The sequence below is a fragment of the Brevundimonas sp. genome, from assembly GCF_036659295.1.
Classification (GTDB): domain Bacteria; phylum Pseudomonadota; class Alphaproteobacteria; order Caulobacterales; family Caulobacteraceae; genus Brevundimonas.
In genome coordinates this window covers 21,044-37,789 of record NZ_JAVXCU010000005.1, presented here as the reverse complement: position 1 = coordinate 37,789, position 16,746 = coordinate 21,044, and the positions used below count along the sequence as shown (strand labels likewise).

Below are 16,746 nucleotides of genomic sequence, written 5' to 3'. Positions count from 1 at the left end.
CCTCTGTCATGCCCGATCCCGCGCAACGATACGAGATGCAATCGCTCCTTTGCGCTCCAGCCCCAGCGTCAGGGCAAACATGGCCAGACACACAGCCGAGGTCAGACCCAGGGCAAAGCCCGCCGAACGGTCCAGAGCCAGACCAAAGCTGAGCGGCGCAATGGCCTGAACGAAACGGGCGAGCAGCAGGATCGCTACCTGTCTCTGGCCATAGTTTTCCTTGCCAAAAACATGCAGCGGCAAGACCCCCGACGCCACCGATAACAGACCGTTGCCCGCCCCCTGCCCTAGCGCCACAGCCACCGAAGCCGCCTTGCCGCCAACCATGGCGATCACCACGCCCGCCGGATGAAGCAGGGTTGCCAAGCGCACCGTATGCAAAGGTGATGCCTTGGGCGGGGCCAACAGAGCCAGCACCCGCATAGCTATGGCTGACAGGGCCATGGCACTGGCCGCCATCGCCGCCCCCGCCGGTGAAAGACCCAGAGCCTGCATCAGGCGCGGCAATTGTGCGGCGCAGGCCGTGGCCACCCACCATGCCCCCGCAAACAAGAGCGCCATCTGCACCATGCGCCGGTCCCAGCGCACAGGGGCAGCAGCGGCTTGGTCAATTGTGACCCCCACCGCCCCCTTGGGCAGACAGAAATGATACAACGGGATGCACACCAGCAAATGCGCCAGCGCCCACACCCCGCACGCCCCGCGCCAGCCCAGCCATTCGATCAAGCCAAGGGTCAGCGGCCAGCCGATGGCACCGCCGCAAGCCCCCATCAGCGAAACAGCCGTGATCGGCTTTTTGGCCTCCATGCCGCAAACACTGACCAGCAGGGCATTGGCAGGCGCGTAAAACCCGACCCCCATGCCAAAGCCCAGAGCCAGTACCCCGACAAAGGCCATTATGGCTGTCTGCGCAAAGGCCAGTATGGCCAGGGCGGCGGCCAGCATAAGCGCCGCGGCCACCAGAACCTCGCGGCCTCCGCGTCGGTCAATCCATTTGCCCGACACCATGCTGGAACAGGCGGCTATAAAAAAAGCCCCCGAAAGGGCCGCAAACAACTGGTGGGTGGTGGCCCCTGTGGCGGCGGCCACGGGTTCGGCCATCACACCCAGCAGATAATAGCTGGAGGCGAACGATACGATCATGCCCGTTCCCAGCGGCAGGATCAGTGAAAGCGAGTGTGCGGATTTAGTCATGGGTGGGCCATGCCCGCGATTGCGTCACCTGCGTTAGCGATCTATCGGTCACTACATGTTCCAAAACCTCACAGGCTCGACTTCGCAAATCTCGCTGACTGCCTTGCGGGCCTTCGAGGCCATGGCGCGTACAGGCAGCGCCACAGCGGCGGCGGCCGAACTGCATGTGACCCACAGCGCCGTCAGCCGACAGGTCAAGTCATTGGAACAACAACTGGGCCTTCGCCTGTTTGACGGCCCCAAACACGCCTTGCGGCTGACCGAGAAAGGCGCAGCACTGGCAACCGAGCTGCATCCCGCCTTTGACCGCATCTCGGCTGCCGTCACCCATGCGCGCGGGCAAAGCGACGAGTTGTCGGTGGCGGTCCATGCCAGCCTGTCGGTTAAATGGCTGATCCCGCGACTGGCCCGCTTTCACCAGTTGTATCCGCACATCCACATCCATCTGATCGAACTGTCCCCCCATGCCGAAACGCACAGGGGGGCCGATGCCGTCATCCGTCTGATGAAGGCATCTGAGCTTGAGAGCGCAGGGGTGGAACGTATCGCCCCCAATGCCATCGGCCCCGTTATCTCGACCGGTCGCGCCGGAACCAACGCCCGCGCCGCACTGGTGCAGTCCCCGCGCCTGATCTCGCGCACCCAGACCTCCAGTTGGGCCGACTGGGAACATTTAAGCGGGGTTCAGTTGCCATCATCCCCCAGCGCACCGCGTAGTCTGGCCCATCTGCATTTTGTGCTGGATGCTGTACTGGCCGACTGGGGCGCGGCAGTCCTGCCATTGATATTATGCGCCGATGCCATTTCTCGCGGGCAATTGGTCGCCCCTTACGGCTTTGCACCGGATGCAGGCGGCATCGGGATCAGCCTCACAGGCACCGAGCCTTCACGCGCCCAGCGCAGTTTTCTGCACTGGCTGCGCCAAGAGGCCCTGCCATCCGATTGCCATCCGCATACCCCAGAATACCTGTGAAGCGGGGCTTTCTTCCGCCTGCCAGACGTGATTTGCTGATGTCAGGTTCGGGTTGTTCCGGTCCGGAGAAGATATGTTGAGTTTCCCCCTGGCATTGGCGACGATGGTTGCGACCATCCAGACCGCCTCCACGCCTGCGACACCGCTTGTTGTGTCATACGGGGATGCGGTGCTGTGCGCCGGTGTCACACAGGCTGGCTCCGAACTCGAAGGCAATGAATCGGCACGCGGACGTCGCCTGTTCGATGCCGCGCTTTACTGGTCGCTGACCACCATCCAGTTGGGTCAGGCTTCGGGCCGCCCGCCGATCCAGACCGAGCGGGATATGACCAATGCTCGGATTCGCTCTGTACGCGATCTAAGCCAGCGGGATTCACGCATCACCGAACGCCTTGAATCCTGCATTAAATCAGCCCCTTCCCTTAACTAGGAAATAACGGCGTTATTTCATATCGAACCTTAATCTTGGCGCTGCGTTTGCTTGGGCAGTGACGGGATCGATCCATGATCCCAATCCGGGACAGCGGACCTATGTTCGAGTTTGGAAGAGATTTGAGACGCCTTTTCGAAAAGGCCCGCGACAGCCAGGATCTTGGCTGGCTGGAGCTTGTCGGCCTGGATTTGGTCGAGTCCGAAGCGCGTAACCAGTCCACAGATGCGGGTCGCATATCTTGCCCTCGCCCCTATGAGGGATGGATGCGGGCCGCGGCCCTGTGGCGCGAACATGCCCGCCGTTCGGGTGATCCCGAAAGCTTGCAGCGGGCCGAACAGGCCGGACGCGACGCCGCCCGCTCGGCGCTGAACGATGACCAGACCATCCGTGCAGCCATAGATGTCGGCCACACCTCGATGCTGGCCTTTGACCTTTATGGCGCACCGCACCGCCTGTCGGGCCTGCTGGACAGTCTGGGCCATCTGCCCGATGCCCGCCGGACCGAAACCCGTGCCGAGATCGAAGCCTTAAAAGTGCGGCTACATGCCCGCCAGGCCCGTCTGGCCTGCGATGCCGAACGCATGGCCGATACCGCCAATCGCCTGACCGAGGTGATGCAGCTTCTCAAGCCTGACGACACCACAATTGGCGAAGACCTGCAGCTGGATCGTGCGGCCCTTTCTCTCGAAGCGGGCTTGCTGACCCGTAATGCCAGCCTGCTCGACCGCGCCGGTCGCGAGCTGCGGCTTTTGGTGGAAAACGCCACACCCGACGAACGCCCTGTCAGCCGCGCGCGGGCACTGGCCCTGTGCGGCACAGGCATGGCCGCCCTTGCCACCATTGCCGGTGACAATGATGCCCACCAGCAGGCCAGCAGCCTGTTCGAGGCTGCCGCCGACCAATTTACCCCCGAACACAGCCCTCTGGACTGGGCCACCATCCACCTGCTCAAGGCCGAACGCGGTCAGGCCGATAGCCGTCTGCTGGATCAGGCTCAGAAGCTGACCGACCAGCCGGGCCTGATACTGGGGGCCCTGATCCGCGAGCGCACCATGGCCCATGCTCTGGAAGAGGCCCAGACCGCCAGTGACATGCTGGCCATGACCAAGATGGAAATGACCCTGCGCCGTCGCCTGTCACGCTCGATGGACGAAGCCACGGCCATTGACTGGGCCAGCGACCAGATATCCATGGCCAGACTGTCGCTGGTTCTGGCGGGGCACCTGTCCTATCCGACACAGGATCTGGGTATGGCCCTGTACGAAGCCGCCGACGCTGCCATGCTTGCCGGTGCGCCTTCTCTGGCCGCACGCGCCCGCGCCCTGATGATGTCGGTCAAAAAGGTCTGATCGGCAGTTATTCAGCCCACTCACCTTGACCGCGCCACATTGGGTGCCTAGCTGACATTCAAGTCTTACTAGGTGCCTGAAGTGACCGAACAAACTGCTGACCCCGTCAACGCCTTCCTCGATTCCGCCGTCAAGGATCACGATGTCGTCCTGTTCATGAAGGGCACACCGGATTCGCCACGCTGCGGCTTCTCGGGTCTGGCTGTACAGATTCTGGACCACATCGGCGTGGCCTTTGTCGGTGTCGACGTGCTGCAATCCGAAGCCCTGCGCGAAGGCATCAAGAACTATTCCGACTGGCCGACCATCCCGCAGCTCTACGTCAAGGGCGAGTTCGTGGGCGGTTCGGACATCATGCGCGAAATGTTCAATGCCGGTGAACTGCAAGCTCTGATGGCCGAAAAAGGCATCGGCCCGGCCGAGGACTAAGCCCTTGGCCCGTCCCGTTCTCGAACCGCGCACCGATCGCGAGGTCTTCGTAGTGCCTCTGGACATCCGTCCAGAGCACATCGACGAGAACGAGCACGTCAATAATGTCGTCTATGTGGGCTGGCTGCAGGATGTTGGCACAGCCCACTGGAACGCCCGCTTCGACGAGGACACCCGCACCAAATGGTCATGGGTCGCCCTGCGTCACGAAATCGATTATCTGCGCCCGATCCAGCCGGATGCGACCGGTATCGTCGCCCGCACATGGGTCGGTGATCCGCAAGGGCCCCGCTTTGCGCGCTATGTGCGGATCGAGGATGCCGAGGGCCGCGTCTGCGCCCAGGGCATCTCCGAATGGTGTCTGGTCGATTCCAGCACCTTGCGACCCCACCGCATACCTGCGGATATGATCGCCCCGTTTTCTCGTTAAGCCCTAAAGAACGATCTGGTTCTCTACGACAATGCGCTCGCCTGCCTTCAGGCCCAGCACGTCATAGGTCCAGTTGAGCGACAGTTCACGCGCCTCGCCCTGACATTGCGCCTCGGCTCTCTGACGGATGGTCAGGCTGTGGCTGTAGGTCTGGTCCACCAGTGCCACATCAAAATCACCATTGCCCGCGCAGGTCGTCCACACCTTGGCCTGAACCTGACGGCCATCGGCATTGAAGCTGCGCAGCGGCGCATAATCTGTCGTCGCCTTGGCCTGCTCCATCGTCATGATGCGCGTGCTCTCGGACTCATCGTTTGCCAGGATAACGCAGCCCGACAGGGCCACAGAGGCTATACCCAGCACGGTAACTGCCAGCGCGCGCATATCAGTTATTATCGCCCGAAGAGGCAGGCGCGCTGGAATGAATGACACGGGTGGTCGGCTTGTCGGTGGCAATGATGATGCAGCCCGACAGCAGGGGTGCCGTGATGGCCAGAGTAACAAACCCGATAACAAGACGGCGCATGCAGCTTCTCCGATGAGGCGGTAAAACAATAAAGGTGCAGCTTTATCGTCGTATCGCCTTCACGGATCACGTGAATTTTTGGTCAGACTTATGCCGCGCCACGCATGGCATAGCGGCGAGCCTATTGGCCGGTTTCGGAATCGTCGGCTCGATTCGGGAACGGATTACTGACGCTCACCAGAGTTCCGGCAGGTACGCCCAGTTCCTCGAAGGTCCAGTAAAGCTCCAGACCGTCTTCGGGCGGGCTTTGGCAATTATCATTGCCGACACGACGCACGGTCATAACCGTAACGTCGCCTTCGCGCGCCAGATAGGGATGCAGGTCGGCCTTGGTGGTGCAACCATTGCTGGCCACCCGCACAACAGCCACATCGCCGGCAACAGCGGCCGCATAGACCGGCTCCAGCACACCCGGCTGCGTAGAGGTCAGCATGGGCGGTGCCGAGGTATTGGATACACACCCCGCCGCCAGCATCAATATGCCGGACAGCAGCAGTGCTCTTTGACCGGCTTTTAAAGTCGGGCGGGCTTCAAACATGTTCATTTCACCCTCCTGACCTCTAGGCCGTTCCCCGCACGAAACATGCCCCGCTTCGCGCGCAATGGAAACAGTGTTCTCTAAAATAAAAGAGGCCCCGTCGAGACGAGGCCCCTTTCGATCCGATGATTGCCCGCAAAGCGGACAATACCAACCTTACGACGAGTAGTATTCGACGATCAGGTTCGGTTCCATCTTAACCGGATACGGAACGTCAGCCAGTTCCGGAACGCGTACGTAGCGTACCGAGAAACCGCGATCGCCTTGATCCAGGTAATCCGGAACATCCCGCTCGCCCGACTGCAGTGCTTCAAGCACCAGAGCCATGTTGCGCGACTTTTCTTTGATCTCGACAACGTCGCCGGTCTTCACGCGGTAAGAAGCGATATCGACCTTCTTGCCGTTGACGGTGACGTGGCCGTGCGAGACGAACTGACGGGCAGCCCAAACGGTCGGCACGAATTTAGCGCGGTAGACGATAGCGTCCAGGCGCGATTCCAGCAGGCCGATAAGGTTTTCCGAAGTGTTGCCCTTGCGGCGGTCTGCTTCGGCGTAGGTCGCTGCGAATTGCTTCTCAGTGATGTTGCCGTAGTAGCCCTTGAGCTTTTGCTTGGCCTTCAGTTGCAGACCGAAGTCCGAAACCTTCGACTTACGACGCTGGCCGTGCTGGCCCGGGCCGTACGAACGCTTGTTGACCGGCGACTTGGCGCGGCCCCACAGGTTTTCACCCATGGCACGATCGATTTTGTACTTGGCGCTATGACGCTTGGACATAGTGTCATCTTTCAACTGTGACGCGGCCCGGTCCCTCCCCAATTGGAAAGACTATCTCAACGGCGGTTCACGCATCGTCCGTGTATAAACCCACCTCGGGCGCAAACCCGAGATGTGAAGGGCGCGCTTATCGCCCCGATGCCCCGCAGAGTCAATCTTTGCGGTCGTTCTCGCTCCTGTCGCCCAGCAGGCGCAGGGCATATTGCCGGACATCGGCGGGCCAGGCTGCCATGTGCTGCTCAAGCGCGGTCATATCCGACGCGAACAAGGCCCGTACCGCCTCCTCGTAATCGGGCAGATCTCCGGCCACAGCGGTCACGAAACGATAGGTTCGCTCCTGTGCCGCCTTGGTTTGGGTGCGCCCGCCATCCGCCTTGCGTGCCTCGTCCACCAGACGCCGCAGCGTTTGCGATGCGCCGCCCTGCTGGCTGGACAGCCATTCCCAGTGTCTGGGCAACAAGGTGATTTCGCGCGGAACGACACCCAGCTTGGGTCGCCCGCGTCCTTTGGGAGCGGCCTCCTGCACGTCGTTTGCGACGGCATAGTGCCGCGCCACGTCTTCTGGCGTCCCGCGCAAGTCTAGGTCGATCACACGGCCCGTCTCATCGCTAAAGACCAGAACAGGGCGATCTGCGGCCTGCTGCGCGTAAACCTGCACAGCGACCTGCGCCAGAGGACCGGCCGCAATCAGGGTCGATCCGGCAAAGGCCGCAACAGGGGATGGGGTGTTTGTCTGGGTCATGTATATTTTTATACGGGTAAAATTTAAAGTTGTAAATCATCCGGATAAAAATAAGCGCCCACCACCCGCATAGCGCTCTTCGCCAACGAAAAAGGGGCCAGATAACTGGCCCCTTTTAAAATCTAGCTCGCCTCGGCAAGCACTGCGTCATACGGCACCAGTGGCAGCGCCCTGCGGTTCGGCCGCCCCAGCAGATAGCCCTGAACCTCGTCACAGCCCTGCTCGCGCAGGAAGTTCAACTGGTCGACGGTTTCCACGCCCTCGGCCAGAACCGGAATGTTCAGGCTTTCCCCCAGCGTAAGCACCGCACGAATAATGGCCCGCGACTGGGAGTTATCTTCCAGTTCGCCCATAAAAGCCCGATCCAGCTTGATCTTGTCGAACGGGAAGGCCCGCAGGGTCGAGAGCGACGAATAGCCGGTCCCGAAGTCATCCATGGCAATGGTTACGCCCAGCGCCTTCAACTGGCGCAGGATAAAGGTCGATCGGGCCATATCGGTAATCATGGCCGTTTCCGTGATTTCCAGCTCCAGACGCGACGGGGGGAACCCCGTATCGATCAGAACCTGATGCACCAGACGCGGCAAGTCCGTATGCCCCCACTGCACCGGCGAAAGATTCACGGCCAGTCGCAGGGTTTTTTCCCAGTGCTTGGCTTCTTCACAGGCACGGCGCAGCACCCACTCCCCGATCGGCAGGATCAGACCGGTATCCTCGGCCACCGGAATAAAGTCGGCGGGCGAGATAAAGCTGCCATCCTTCTGGCGCCAGCGTAGAAGCGCCTCGTATCCTGTGATCTCGTTATTATCGACCGAAACCTGAGGCTGGTAATAAAGCTCGAACTCTTCGTTTTCGAGCGCATCGCGCAGGCCCTGCGTGACGCGGCGGCGCTGACGCACTGCCTCGTCCATAGCCTTTTCGTAAAAGCAAATATCCTCGCCCGGCGAGCCCTTGGCCCGATACATGGCCAGATCTGCATTATTAATCAGGACCGATGTCTCGTCCGCATCCTGCGGCCACAGGGCGACACCGATGGACGCGCCGCAACTCATTTCGGTGTGCTCGCCCATCATGGGCAGAACCATGGCATCGCGCAGCCGGACCGCACCGGCTTGGGCTTCCTCGCGCAGTCGCGAAGCATCAACCAGAGGCATGATGGCGACAAACTCGTCACCTCCCAAACGGGCCACAAACTCGCCGTTCAGGATCACCTCTTTCATCTGGCCTGCAATATGGACCAGCAACTGGTCACCGACACCGTGGCCATACAGGTCATTGACCTCCTTGAAGCGGTCCAGATCAATCGCCAGCAAGGCAAAGCCGGGCGTATGCGGATGTAACTGCGCCATCCGTTCCAGCTTTTCGAGGAAGGAGGCGCGGTTGGGCAGGCCGGTCAGGCTGTCATTACGCGCAAGGAACGAGATACGGCGCTCCTGCTCCAGACGACGGCGCAGATCGCGCACCGAGAACAGGCGAAGGCCTTCTCCGTCATCGCCATGATCGACACGCACGGCGACCTCAACAGGGATCATCTCGCCATGGTCGGACCGCATCTGGCTTTGCACCACCGTCTGGTCCGACATGGACTGGGCGTCCTCAATCCAGCGACTGATACTGGAGAGACGCAGCGCATCGTCTGTCAGGCCGCTCAGATCGGCAAAGGCCTGATTGAACATCATGATGCCGTTGGGGCCTTCGACGACCATGCCATCGACGCTGCTCTCAAGCAGGGCCTTCAGGCGGCGGCGCTCGCGACCTTGCGTCTGCTCCTGCAAGACATAGGAGGCCAGAGCCGATCCCAGCAGCAACAGGGCGACACCGGCCACGCCAAACGCCATCAGGGTATCATTGACACCTTCATAGCTTGGAACGCCACCAATCGGCACGACCACGACGGCCGCCATGCCGGTAAAGTGCAGACTGACTATGGCCAGCACCATCACAATACTGGACCACATCATCCGGCGGCGCAGGCCCGTATTGGCAGCGAGGATATAGGCCCCCATGCCCAGCACGGCTGCCAACAGGATCGAGACGACCACATAGATGGAGTCAAAATACAGGACCGCATGGGTCCGCAGTCCCAGCATGCCCGTATAGTGCATGGCCGAAACACTGATGCCGAAGATCGTTCCGCCCAACAGCGGGGCCGTTTCGTATTTGGAGGCCCCCACCATCATGGCAATGGCACAACCTACAATCGCAACCGCCAGCGATGTCGCCGTTAAAACTGGCTCATAGGTGCTGATGACTTCCGGTCGCCAGGCCAGCATGGCGATAAAATGCGTGCACCAGATCGAGGCACCACCGGCCGCGCCGCCCATGAACAGCCATGTCACATGGCTCACACCCCGGCTCGAACGCATCTTTTTGAACAGATTCATGGTGATGACCGACCCGATCACACACACAACCGCAGCCAGTCCCACGAGCAGAAGACTGTGGTCTTCCACCAAACACGTTACAACGCGCATTCTACGCCTCAGGTTACAATCACGCCGCACTCCTAGCGGGGCTGATCTGACCGATCGACGAACAGCTAGGGTTAACGAGGCATTTATAATTAAAAAAGGGCCGGGAAATCCCGGCCCTTTGTCTAATCAATGCAAACGCAATGCTTGCGCCAGCCTATAATCAGGCCTTGGCGGCTGCATACAGTTCATTGACCTTGTTCCAGTTCACGATGGTCCAGAAGGCCTTCAGGAACTCGGCGCGACGGTTCTGGTACTGCAGGTAATAGGCATGCTCCCAGACGTCGGCGACCAGCAGCGGTGCGCCCTTGTCTTCTGCGATGTCCATCAGCGGGTTGTCCTGGTTCGGCGTCGAGACGATCTTGAGCTTGCCGTCCTGTACGATCAGCCATGCCCAGCCCGAACCGAAACGGCCCAGACCGGCATTGTTGAAGGCTTCCTTGAAGGCTTCCATGCCGCCCAGATCGGCGTCGATCGCTGCAACCAGCTCGGCCGACGGCTCGCCGCCCTGACCTACCGGAGCCATACCGTTCCAGAAGAAGGTGTGGTTCCAGACGCCACCGGAGTTGTTGCGCACGGCAACCGGCAGGGTCGACATCTTGGCGAACAGTTCTTCGTACGACTGACCGGCAACACCTGCGGTTTCAACGGCCTTGTTCAGGTTGTCGACATAGGTCTGGTGGTGCTTGTCGTAGTGGAAGGACATCGTGTTGGCGTCGATGACCGGCTCCAGACCGTCATGGGCGTACGGCAGCGGCGGAAGTGTGAAGGCCATGAGAAAGCTCCTTGCAGCGTGAGTTCTGATTCCTGACCTCTATCTAAGGCCGCAAATCCTGAACCCAAGCCCGTTTGTTGAATTAGCGCTTATTTCGTCGATTTTTCCGCACGGAGGAACGTCCACACGCAAATCCGCGTTGATTTCAATTGGCGCGATCAGGTTTCGGCGTGCAGTTCCTGCTTCACGCGCTCGGCCAGGGATTTGATATCCAGCGGCTTAGGCAGGAAGCTGACCCCGATTTCGTCCTGGAGCAGGTCCGAGAAATCGCTCTCGGCATAGCCCGAGATAAACAGCACCGGCACATCGCCAATATACTGGCGCGCCTTGCGTAGCAGCGACGGCCCGTCCAGCCCCGGCATGATGACATCCGAGATCAGCATATCGATCTGGCCCGCCCATTCTTCGGCCAGAACCAGAGCTTCCTCGCCATCGGCAGCCTCGATCACCTCATAGCCGCGTTGGCGCAACAGGCGCGCCGCAATGCCGCGTACCGCCGCCTCGTCCTCGACGAACAGAATGCGGCCAGCCCCTGACAGGTCGCGCGGGGCCTTGACCACCTTCTCGACCACCGGAACCTCGACCAGTTCCTCGGCCGAGGCCGCAGGCAGGAAGATGCGGAAGGCCGCCCCTGCGCCCTCTATATTGCTGACATTGATATGCCCGCCCGCCTGCTGGACGATGCCGTAAACGGTCGCCAGACCCATGCCAGTGCCTTCATTGACCGCCTTGGTGGTAAAGAAGGGCTCGAAAATCTTGTCCAGAAGTTCGACCGGCACACCGGGGCCGGTATCGGCCACCTCGATCAGGGCCACACTTTCGGGGGCATCGCGCCAGCCCAGTTCACGCGCTTCATGCTGGCTCAGTTGACGGGTGCGGATAGTCACCACCCCCGCCCCCGGTTCCACAACCCCGCGCATGGCATCGCGGGCATTGACGGCAAGGTTCATCACCGCCGTCTCCAACTGGCTCTTGTCCGCCAGCACCAGCGGCAGGTCGCGTCCGTAATCGGTTTCCAGACGCACATCCTCACGCAACAGACGGCGCAGCAGGACAGCGAACTCGCCCACCAGTTCGCCAAGGTCCAGACGCTCGCGGCGCACAGTGGACTTGCGTGAGAAGGCCAGCAGCTTGCGCACCAGATCGGCGGCACGGATAGCCGTCTGACGGATTTCGTTCAGGCCCTCATAGGACGGATCACCAACCGAATGGCGCTCCAGCAGGCCCGACAACTGTAGCTGAATAGCGGTCAGAAGGTTGTTGAAGTCGTGCGCCACACCGCCCGCAAGCTGGCCGACAGCCTGCATCTTCTGGGCTTGCGACAGTTGCAGCTCCATCGACTTCTGGCCTGTCACATCAAACAGCCAGACGCGGCGAGCCTCGCCTTCGGGGGCCACATAAAGGTGTAGACTGCGATCAGGATGGGCCCGCGCCACCAGCTCGATCGGGCCGGACGAACCGGCTTCCAGCTTGGCGCGCGCCTCGACCAGACCGCCTACATCAAACAGGTGGCCAAAGGCGGCATCGCCCGACGCCGCAGGGCCGGTCAACAGCGACAGCGCCGCATTGGCATCCGTCACCCGACCGGCAAACAGGTCATCGCCCGCAATCACGCCCGAACCAAACGGGGCCCCTGCGGCCATGGCCCGCGCCTCGCCCGAAGCTGTCGCCACAGGCGAACTCTGGCGCGGCTCCGGTGAAATCGGCAGGACGGCATCGGGTGCGGCCCGCACCAGAAAACGTCCCTGTCCGGCCAGACCGATCAGTACCTCTTTTTCGCGCTCGCCGATCTGGACAATGGCACGGCCCTGATCGCCTTCGCGCGCCTGCGCAAAGGCCATGTACAGCGCCCGCCCCGACTTGCCACGCGGCAGGTGGATCAGATCGCCATTCTCCTCGGCCCATGCCGCATTATAGGCCAGCACCTGACCGGATTCCCAAACCAGCGCCGCCGGTTCCGCCATCGCATCCAGCATATCCACGGCGGTATCGCCCAGCGGGCGCCTCGCCTCGCCACGGCCAAAGACCAGCAGGCCGATGGTGGCAATAATCCCCGCCGTCAGCACCAGCATCAGGCTGGGCGCGCCCCACGCATTGATGCGGAAGGCCGGAAAGGCAATCGCCGCGATCAACAACGCAAAGCCAACCGCCATCAACAACAGCCACAGGTCCAGACGCGGCCTGCGCCCTGCCTTGTTAAGGAGTCGGTCCTGCGGTGTGGAAACAGTCATCTCGCGTCGCCTTCAGCGAATCATTCGAGGCCTAGCCTAAAGAACGAAACTTAACTCTATCCTGTCTCGTTGCGGGACACGATAAAGACACCCGCTGCCGACAGCTGAAATGCCTCGTCTAGCGACGTTTACGTCCCTGCATGACGAAGCCGATAATCTTGGCCGCAGCCTCGAAATGTTCGCGCGGAATGATTTCATCCACCTCGACCGTCGCATAGAGCGCACGGGCCAGCGGCACATTCTCGACGATAGCCACATCGTGCTCCTTGGCCACCTCGCGGATACGCAAGGCGACCGCATCCACGCCCTTGGCCACGCAAATCGGTGCCGGATCGCCGTCATCGGGATTGTAGCGCAACGCCACCGAATAGTGGGTCGGGTTGGTAACGATGACCGTGGCTGTCGGTACCGCCTGCATCATACGCTGGCGACTGCGCTGCATACGAAGCTGGCGCAGCTTGGCTTTGACGTGCGGATCGCCTTCGGACTGTTTGAAGTCGTCCTTGGATTCCTGCTTGGTCATCCGCATGCGTTTGGCAAAGCGGATACGCTGCCAGATATAGTCAGCCCCTGCCGTGAAGCTGAGGAAAATCAGCGACGCGATAAACAGGCGGATACAGATATCCATCGCAAACGGCAGGATGGCCATCGGGCTCATCGCCGCAAGGTTTTCCAACTCGCGGACATGGGGCTTCAACACCATCCAGCAGACCACGCCGATGATCACCAGCTTGATAAAGGTCTTGAGGAACTGGACCAGACCATCGGGCCCGAAGATGCGCTTGAAACCACTTAGCGGGCTGAGGCTGGACAGTTTAGGCTTCAGCTTCTCTGTCGTCAGGATAAAGCCCTGCGACTGGGCCACATTGCCAAACACACTGCCCACGATCACGGCCAGCATCAGGGCCAACAGGAACGGTGCCGCCGTGGTCAGGGCATGCAGGCCGATCTCGACACCGGCTCCGGCTTCCAGTCCGCCCAGCATCGAATGCGGGCGGGCAATATAGGGCAACAGGTCCGCCGCCATCTGCTGGCTGAAATAGGCACCGCCCAGCAAAAGCACCGCTGCCGCACCGGCCAGAGACATCGTAGTGGCAACATCGGGGGAGCGCGCAAAGTCACCCTTGTTGCGCGCATCCATAAGTTTTCGGGGGCTGGCCTCTTCTGTCTTGGAGTCCTGGTCGGCGTCTTCAGCCAAGCGCGCCTCCCATGAACACACGGATCAGGGCACGATAGCGGTCGATAAAGACCGTCCCCAATACGCCAAGACTCAAAGCAAACACCGACAGGCCCAGAAGCACACTGAGCGGTGCCGCAGCAAAATAGACCTGAAACGACGGCATCACCCGCGCCACCAGACCCGATGCCAGATTAAAGACCAGAGCAAACACCAGAACAGGAGCCGCCAACTGTACGCCCAGCAGGAAGCTCTGGCTCATGGTGCGCACGGCGATTTCCGAAAAATCGGCCGCCACCAGAGGCTTGGCCGGCGCAATCATCTCGTAAGAGCCAACCATGGCCCCGATAAACAGGTGGTGCGTATCCGTTGCAAAGATCAGCGTCACCCCCAACAGCACCAGGAATGCCGATAGGGTCGATCCGGGGGCTGCCTGCATGGGGTTGGCGGTCTGGGAGAAACCCAGCGTCGTCTGCATCGAGACGATCTCGCCCGCCGTCATCAGGGCCGATGTGAAAAGGCGCAAAATCGCCCCGATTGCCAAGCCCGTAGCAACCTCGCGCAAGATCCAGTCAACCATGCCCCCCGTCGTCGGCGGCAAGGCCGGAAGCGTGTGGCCCACCACCGGATAAAGCGCCATGCCCAGCAACAAGGCCAGTGACAGCCTGATCCGCGCCGGAACATAGGCCTCGCCAATACCGGGCAGCAGCATGATGATCGCCCCGAGACGGGCAAACAAAAGCCCGCCAGCCCAGACCTGATCAACGGTGACGTAAGGCTCCATGCCGGACCTAGATGCCCGAGATCCGCGCCGCGATATCGCGCATGAACGCCCCCAGCAGCGCGCCCATCAATGGCAGGAACAGCAGAAGCGAGATAAAAATGGCAATGATTTTAGGCGCATAAACCAGCGTCTGTTCCTGAATCTGGGTCAGGGCCTGAAACAAGCCAATCGCCACACCCACGACCAGAGCCACCACCAGCGCAGGCAGGCAAAGCTGGATCGTCAGCCAAAGGGCATCACGTCCAATATCCAGAACTTCTGCGCCGCTCATCAACCGCTCCGCTTCACTGGGCAGAAAATGCCGACACTATGGTTAACGACTTGATAACCTCACAGATCAAAACCTGATTTGGCCCGCAAGACCACTACAGAAACGGTCCTGTGACGAATGGAGGCCTATCGCCTCTCCCCAAAAGCGATTGCCTGTCCTACAAGGCAGTCATGTGTGACCACGATCATTCCCAAAGCGTCTCTCAGGAAGAGGCCGAAGCCGCCGTTCGCACCCTGATCCGCTGGGCGGGCGACAACCCCGACCGCGAAGGCCTGCTGGACACGCCCAAGCGCGTGACCAAATCCTATCGCGAGCTGTTTCAGGGCTATCATTCCGACCCGCGCGAATATCTGGAGCGCACCTTTGAAGAGGTCGGCGGTTATGACGAACTGGTTGTCCTGAAGGACATCCGTTTCGTTTCGCACTGCGAACACCACATGCTGCCGGTCATCGGCCGCGCCCATGTGGCCTATCTGCCGACCAACCGCGTCGTGGGCATCTCCAAGCTGGCCCGCGTGGTTCAGGGCTTTGGCCGCCGCCTGCAGATTCAGGAAAAAATGACGGCGGAAATCGCCAACACCATTATGGACGTGCTGCAACCGCACGGCGTCGGTGTGGTGATCGAGGCCGAGCATTCGTGCATGACGATGCGCGGTGTGAACCTGCCCAACTCCACCCTCATCACTTCGTGCCTGCTCGGCACTGTGCGCGAGGATGCTCGCACCCGCGAAGAATTCATGCGCCTCGTACGCAACTGATCTTTCAGACAGAATAGTAAAAAGGGCGGCTCCCACCGGAGCCGCCCTTTTTTATTTCCACGCCGCGTCGGGTCGGGAGGTCCCGAAGGGCCGACGAGCGCGGCTAAACAAAAAAGCCGCTAAATCGGCATGGCCATGATTTCCTTATAGGCGGAAATCACCTGATCGCGCACCGCCAGAACGGTTTCCAGCGAAGCCTCGGCGGCACTGATAGACGTCACCACGTCGATCAGGCTGCCCTGTCCCTGAACATTCTGGGCCATCTGCATTTCGGCACCGCGCGTCTGCTCGGCGGTCTGGCTGACCACCGATTTCAGCATGTCGGCAAACCCCGGCCCTTCGGCGGCGGGATTAGCCTGCGGCGTCGGCGAGGACGGCATGGCTCCGCTCTGGACCGTCGAATACAGGCGTGCCGCCATCATCGGATTCATGGCCTATTCCTGCCTTAGCGTTTGATGATGTCGAGGGTGCGCGATTCCATCGCGCGCGCCGTCTCGATGACATTGAGGTTGGCCTCATAGGCGCGCTGCGCCTCGCGCATGTCCATGGCCTCGACCAGAGTGTCCACGTTCGGGCGCTGCACATAGCCTTCGGCATTGGCGGCCGGATGCGACGGATCATAGTCCAGCTTGAAGGCGCTCTGATCGGTACGCACATCGGCCAGAACCACACCCGTCGCGCCATTCAGATCACGCGCCTGAAACACCGGCATCTGGCGACGATAGGGATCACCACCGGCCACAGGCGCAGTCGAATTGGCATTGGCGATGTTCTCGGCAATCACGCGCATGCGCGACTGTTGGGCGCGAAGGGCGCTTGCCGCCACGCCCATGGCCGGATTGCGTGCGGTCGCGGGGCGACCATTGATCGGATCAGCCATGATTCAGTCCT

The 16,746-nt window shown here is 60.9% G+C and carries 20 protein-coding genes; 6 read left to right on the top strand and 14 right to left on the bottom strand.

The genetic code is table 11. From position 1 onward, the window contains the following. Positions 1–6 precede the first annotated feature (6 nt). Positions 7–1,194: an MFS transporter gene (locus tag RSB01_RS02095; protein ID WP_332590784.1), complete on the bottom strand. Its 1,188-nt coding sequence runs from the start codon at positions 1,192–1,194 to the stop codon at positions 7–9. Positions 1,195–1,249: 55 nt separating this feature from the next. Here RSB01_RS02095 and RSB01_RS02090 point away from each other — a divergent pair, with 55 nt between their 5' ends. The 5 genes from RSB01_RS02090 to RSB01_RS02070 all read left to right on the top strand — a co-directional run bounded on the left by RSB01_RS02090 (position 1,250) and on the right by RSB01_RS02070 (position 4,808). Continuing rightward, entirely contained in the window at positions 1,250–2,167 is a 918-nt protein-coding gene (locus RSB01_RS02090; protein WP_332590785.1) for a LysR family transcriptional regulator, read from the top strand. A 73-nt stretch (positions 2,168–2,240) separates the two neighbouring features. Further along, a complete protein-coding gene (locus RSB01_RS02085; RefSeq protein ID WP_332590786.1) occupies positions 2,241–2,597 on the top strand; it encodes a hypothetical protein in 357 nt (118 codons plus the stop codon). A 122-nt stretch (positions 2,598–2,719) separates the two neighbouring features. Continuing rightward, entirely contained in the window at positions 2,720–3,949 is a 1,230-nt protein-coding gene (locus RSB01_RS02080) for a hypothetical protein (protein ID WP_332590787.1), read from the top strand. Positions 3,950–4,030: 81 nt separating this feature from the next. Next, positions 4,031–4,378, top strand: a complete 348-nt coding sequence (grxD, locus tag RSB01_RS02075) for a Grx4 family monothiol glutaredoxin (protein WP_167179052.1) — start codon at positions 4,031–4,033, stop codon at positions 4,376–4,378. Between the two features lie 4 nt (positions 4,379–4,382). Further along, complete coding sequence (locus tag RSB01_RS02070) at positions 4,383–4,808, top strand: acyl-CoA thioesterase (RefSeq protein WP_332590788.1); 426 nt, start codon at positions 4,383–4,385, stop codon at positions 4,806–4,808. Positions 4,809–4,811: 3 nt separating this feature from the next. On the opposite strand, the gene RSB01_RS02065 is transcribed toward RSB01_RS02070, so the two are convergent. From RSB01_RS02065 to fliQ, 11 genes are all read right to left on the bottom strand, one after another. Beyond that, complete coding sequence (locus tag RSB01_RS02065) at positions 4,812–5,192, bottom strand: hypothetical protein (RefSeq protein ID WP_332590789.1); 381 nt, start codon at positions 5,190–5,192, stop codon at positions 4,812–4,814. Between the two features lies 1 nt (position 5,193). Further along, positions 5,194–5,334 carry a hypothetical protein gene (locus RSB01_RS02060; RefSeq protein ID WP_332590790.1) on the bottom strand — a complete coding sequence of 47 codons (141 nt, stop codon included), beginning with the start codon at positions 5,332–5,334 and terminating at the stop codon, positions 5,194–5,196. Between the two features lie 121 nt (positions 5,335–5,455). Next, on the bottom strand, positions 5,456–5,878 hold the full coding sequence (locus tag RSB01_RS02055; RefSeq protein ID WP_332590791.1) for a hypothetical protein: 423 nt from the start codon (positions 5,876–5,878) through the stop codon (positions 5,456–5,458). 150 nt (positions 5,879–6,028) lie between these two features. Continuing rightward, the gene (rpsD, locus tag RSB01_RS02050) at positions 6,029–6,646 is read right to left on the bottom strand and encodes a 30S ribosomal protein S4 (protein ID WP_332590792.1); all 618 of its coding nucleotides are present in this window, start codon (positions 6,644–6,646) and stop codon (positions 6,029–6,031) included. Positions 6,647–6,797: 151 nt separating this feature from the next. Next, positions 6,798–7,388, bottom strand: coding sequence for a DUF2239 family protein (locus RSB01_RS02045; RefSeq protein ID WP_332590793.1), 591 nt, complete (start codon positions 7,386–7,388; stop codon positions 6,798–6,800). Positions 7,389–7,510: 122 nt separating this feature from the next. Beyond that, positions 7,511–9,862: an EAL domain-containing protein gene (locus tag RSB01_RS02040; protein WP_332625018.1), complete on the bottom strand. Its 2,352-nt coding sequence runs from the start codon at positions 9,860–9,862 to the stop codon at positions 7,511–7,513. Positions 9,863–10,022: 160 nt separating this feature from the next. After that, a complete protein-coding gene (locus RSB01_RS02035; RefSeq protein ID WP_332591873.1) occupies positions 10,023–10,634 on the bottom strand; it encodes a superoxide dismutase in 612 nt (203 codons plus the stop codon). A gap of 158 nt (positions 10,635–10,792) precedes the next feature. Next, positions 10,793–12,865: an ATP-binding protein gene (locus tag RSB01_RS02030; RefSeq protein ID WP_332625017.1), complete on the bottom strand. Its 2,073-nt coding sequence runs from the start codon at positions 12,863–12,865 to the stop codon at positions 10,793–10,795. A 118-nt stretch (positions 12,866–12,983) separates the two neighbouring features. Beyond that, complete coding sequence (gene flhB, locus RSB01_RS02025) at positions 12,984–14,063, bottom strand: flagellar biosynthesis protein FlhB (RefSeq protein ID WP_332625016.1); 1,080 nt, start codon at positions 14,061–14,063, stop codon at positions 12,984–12,986. Continuing rightward, the gene (gene fliR, locus RSB01_RS02020) at positions 14,056–14,826 is read right to left on the bottom strand and encodes a flagellar biosynthetic protein FliR (protein ID WP_332591723.1); all 771 of its coding nucleotides are present in this window, start codon (positions 14,824–14,826) and stop codon (positions 14,056–14,058) included. The genes flhB and fliR overlap by 8 nt, the downstream gene beginning before the upstream one ends. A gap of 7 nt (positions 14,827–14,833) precedes the next feature. Then, entirely contained in the window at positions 14,834–15,100 is a 267-nt protein-coding gene (fliQ, locus tag RSB01_RS02015) for a flagellar biosynthesis protein FliQ (RefSeq protein WP_332591724.1), read from the bottom strand. A gap of 167 nt (positions 15,101–15,267) precedes the next feature. Between fliQ and folE the strand changes: the two genes are divergently transcribed. Then, positions 15,268–15,855, top strand: coding sequence for a GTP cyclohydrolase I FolE (gene folE / locus RSB01_RS02010; RefSeq protein WP_332591725.1), 588 nt, complete (start codon positions 15,268–15,270; stop codon positions 15,853–15,855). 119 nt (positions 15,856–15,974) lie between these two features. Here folE and RSB01_RS02005 read toward each other — a convergent pair whose 3' ends face one another. Together RSB01_RS02005 and flgC are read right to left on the bottom strand one after the other, a co-directional pair. Continuing rightward, positions 15,975–16,286, bottom strand: a complete 312-nt coding sequence (locus tag RSB01_RS02005) for a flagellar hook-basal body complex protein FliE (protein ID WP_332591726.1) — start codon at positions 16,284–16,286, stop codon at positions 15,975–15,977. 14 nt (positions 16,287–16,300) lie between these two features. Beyond that, the gene (gene flgC, locus RSB01_RS02000) at positions 16,301–16,735 is read right to left on the bottom strand and encodes a flagellar basal body rod protein FlgC (RefSeq protein WP_243862983.1); all 435 of its coding nucleotides are present in this window, start codon (positions 16,733–16,735) and stop codon (positions 16,301–16,303) included. Positions 16,736–16,746 lie beyond the last annotated feature (11 nt).

Bases quoted from the DNA above. Each gene is read 5' to 3' on its own strand.
- RSB01_RS02095 (WP_332590784.1), bottom strand. From the start codon at position 1,194: ATGACTAAATCCGCACACTCGCTTTCACTGATCCTGCCGCTGGGAACG.
- RSB01_RS02090 (WP_332590785.1), top strand. From the start codon at position 1,250: ATGTTCCAAAACCTCACAGGCTCGACTTCGCAAATCTCGCTGACTGCC.
- RSB01_RS02085 (WP_332590786.1), top strand. From the start codon at position 2,241: ATGTTGAGTTTCCCCCTGGCATTGGCGACGATGGTTGCGACCATCCAG.
- RSB01_RS02065 (WP_332590789.1), bottom strand. From the start codon at position 5,192: ATGCGCGCGCTGGCAGTTACCGTGCTGGGTATAGCCTCTGTGGCCCTG.
- RSB01_RS02060 (WP_332590790.1), bottom strand. From the start codon at position 5,334: ATGCGCCGTCTTGTTATCGGGTTTGTTACTCTGGCCATCACGGCACCC.
- RSB01_RS02055 (WP_332590791.1), bottom strand. From the start codon at position 5,878: ATGAACATGTTTGAAGCCCGCCCGACTTTAAAAGCCGGTCAAAGAGCA.
- rpsD (WP_332590792.1), bottom strand. From the start codon at position 6,646: ATGTCCAAGCGTCATAGCGCCAAGTACAAAATCGATCGTGCCATGGGT.
- RSB01_RS02045 (WP_332590793.1), bottom strand. From the start codon at position 7,388: ATGACCCAGACAAACACCCCATCCCCTGTTGCGGCCTTTGCCGGATCG.
- RSB01_RS02040 (WP_332625018.1), bottom strand. From the start codon at position 9,862: ATGCGCGTTGTAACGTGTTTGGTGGAAGACCACAGTCTTCTGCTCGTG.
- RSB01_RS02035 (WP_332591873.1), bottom strand. From the start codon at position 10,634: ATGGCCTTCACACTTCCGCCGCTGCCGTACGCCCATGACGGTCTGGAG.
- RSB01_RS02030 (WP_332625017.1), bottom strand. From the start codon at position 12,865: ATGACTGTTTCCACACCGCAGGACCGACTCCTTAACAAGGCAGGGCGC.
- fliR (WP_332591723.1), bottom strand. From the start codon at position 14,826: ATGGAGCCTTACGTCACCGTTGATCAGGTCTGGGCTGGCGGGCTTTTG.
- folE (WP_332591725.1), top strand. From the start codon at position 15,268: ATGTGTGACCACGATCATTCCCAAAGCGTCTCTCAGGAAGAGGCCGAA.
- RSB01_RS02005 (WP_332591726.1), bottom strand. From the start codon at position 16,286: ATGAATCCGATGATGGCGGCACGCCTGTATTCGACGGTCCAGAGCGGA.
- flgC (WP_243862983.1), bottom strand. From the start codon at position 16,735: ATGGCTGATCCGATCAATGGTCGCCCCGCGACCGCACGCAATCCGGCC.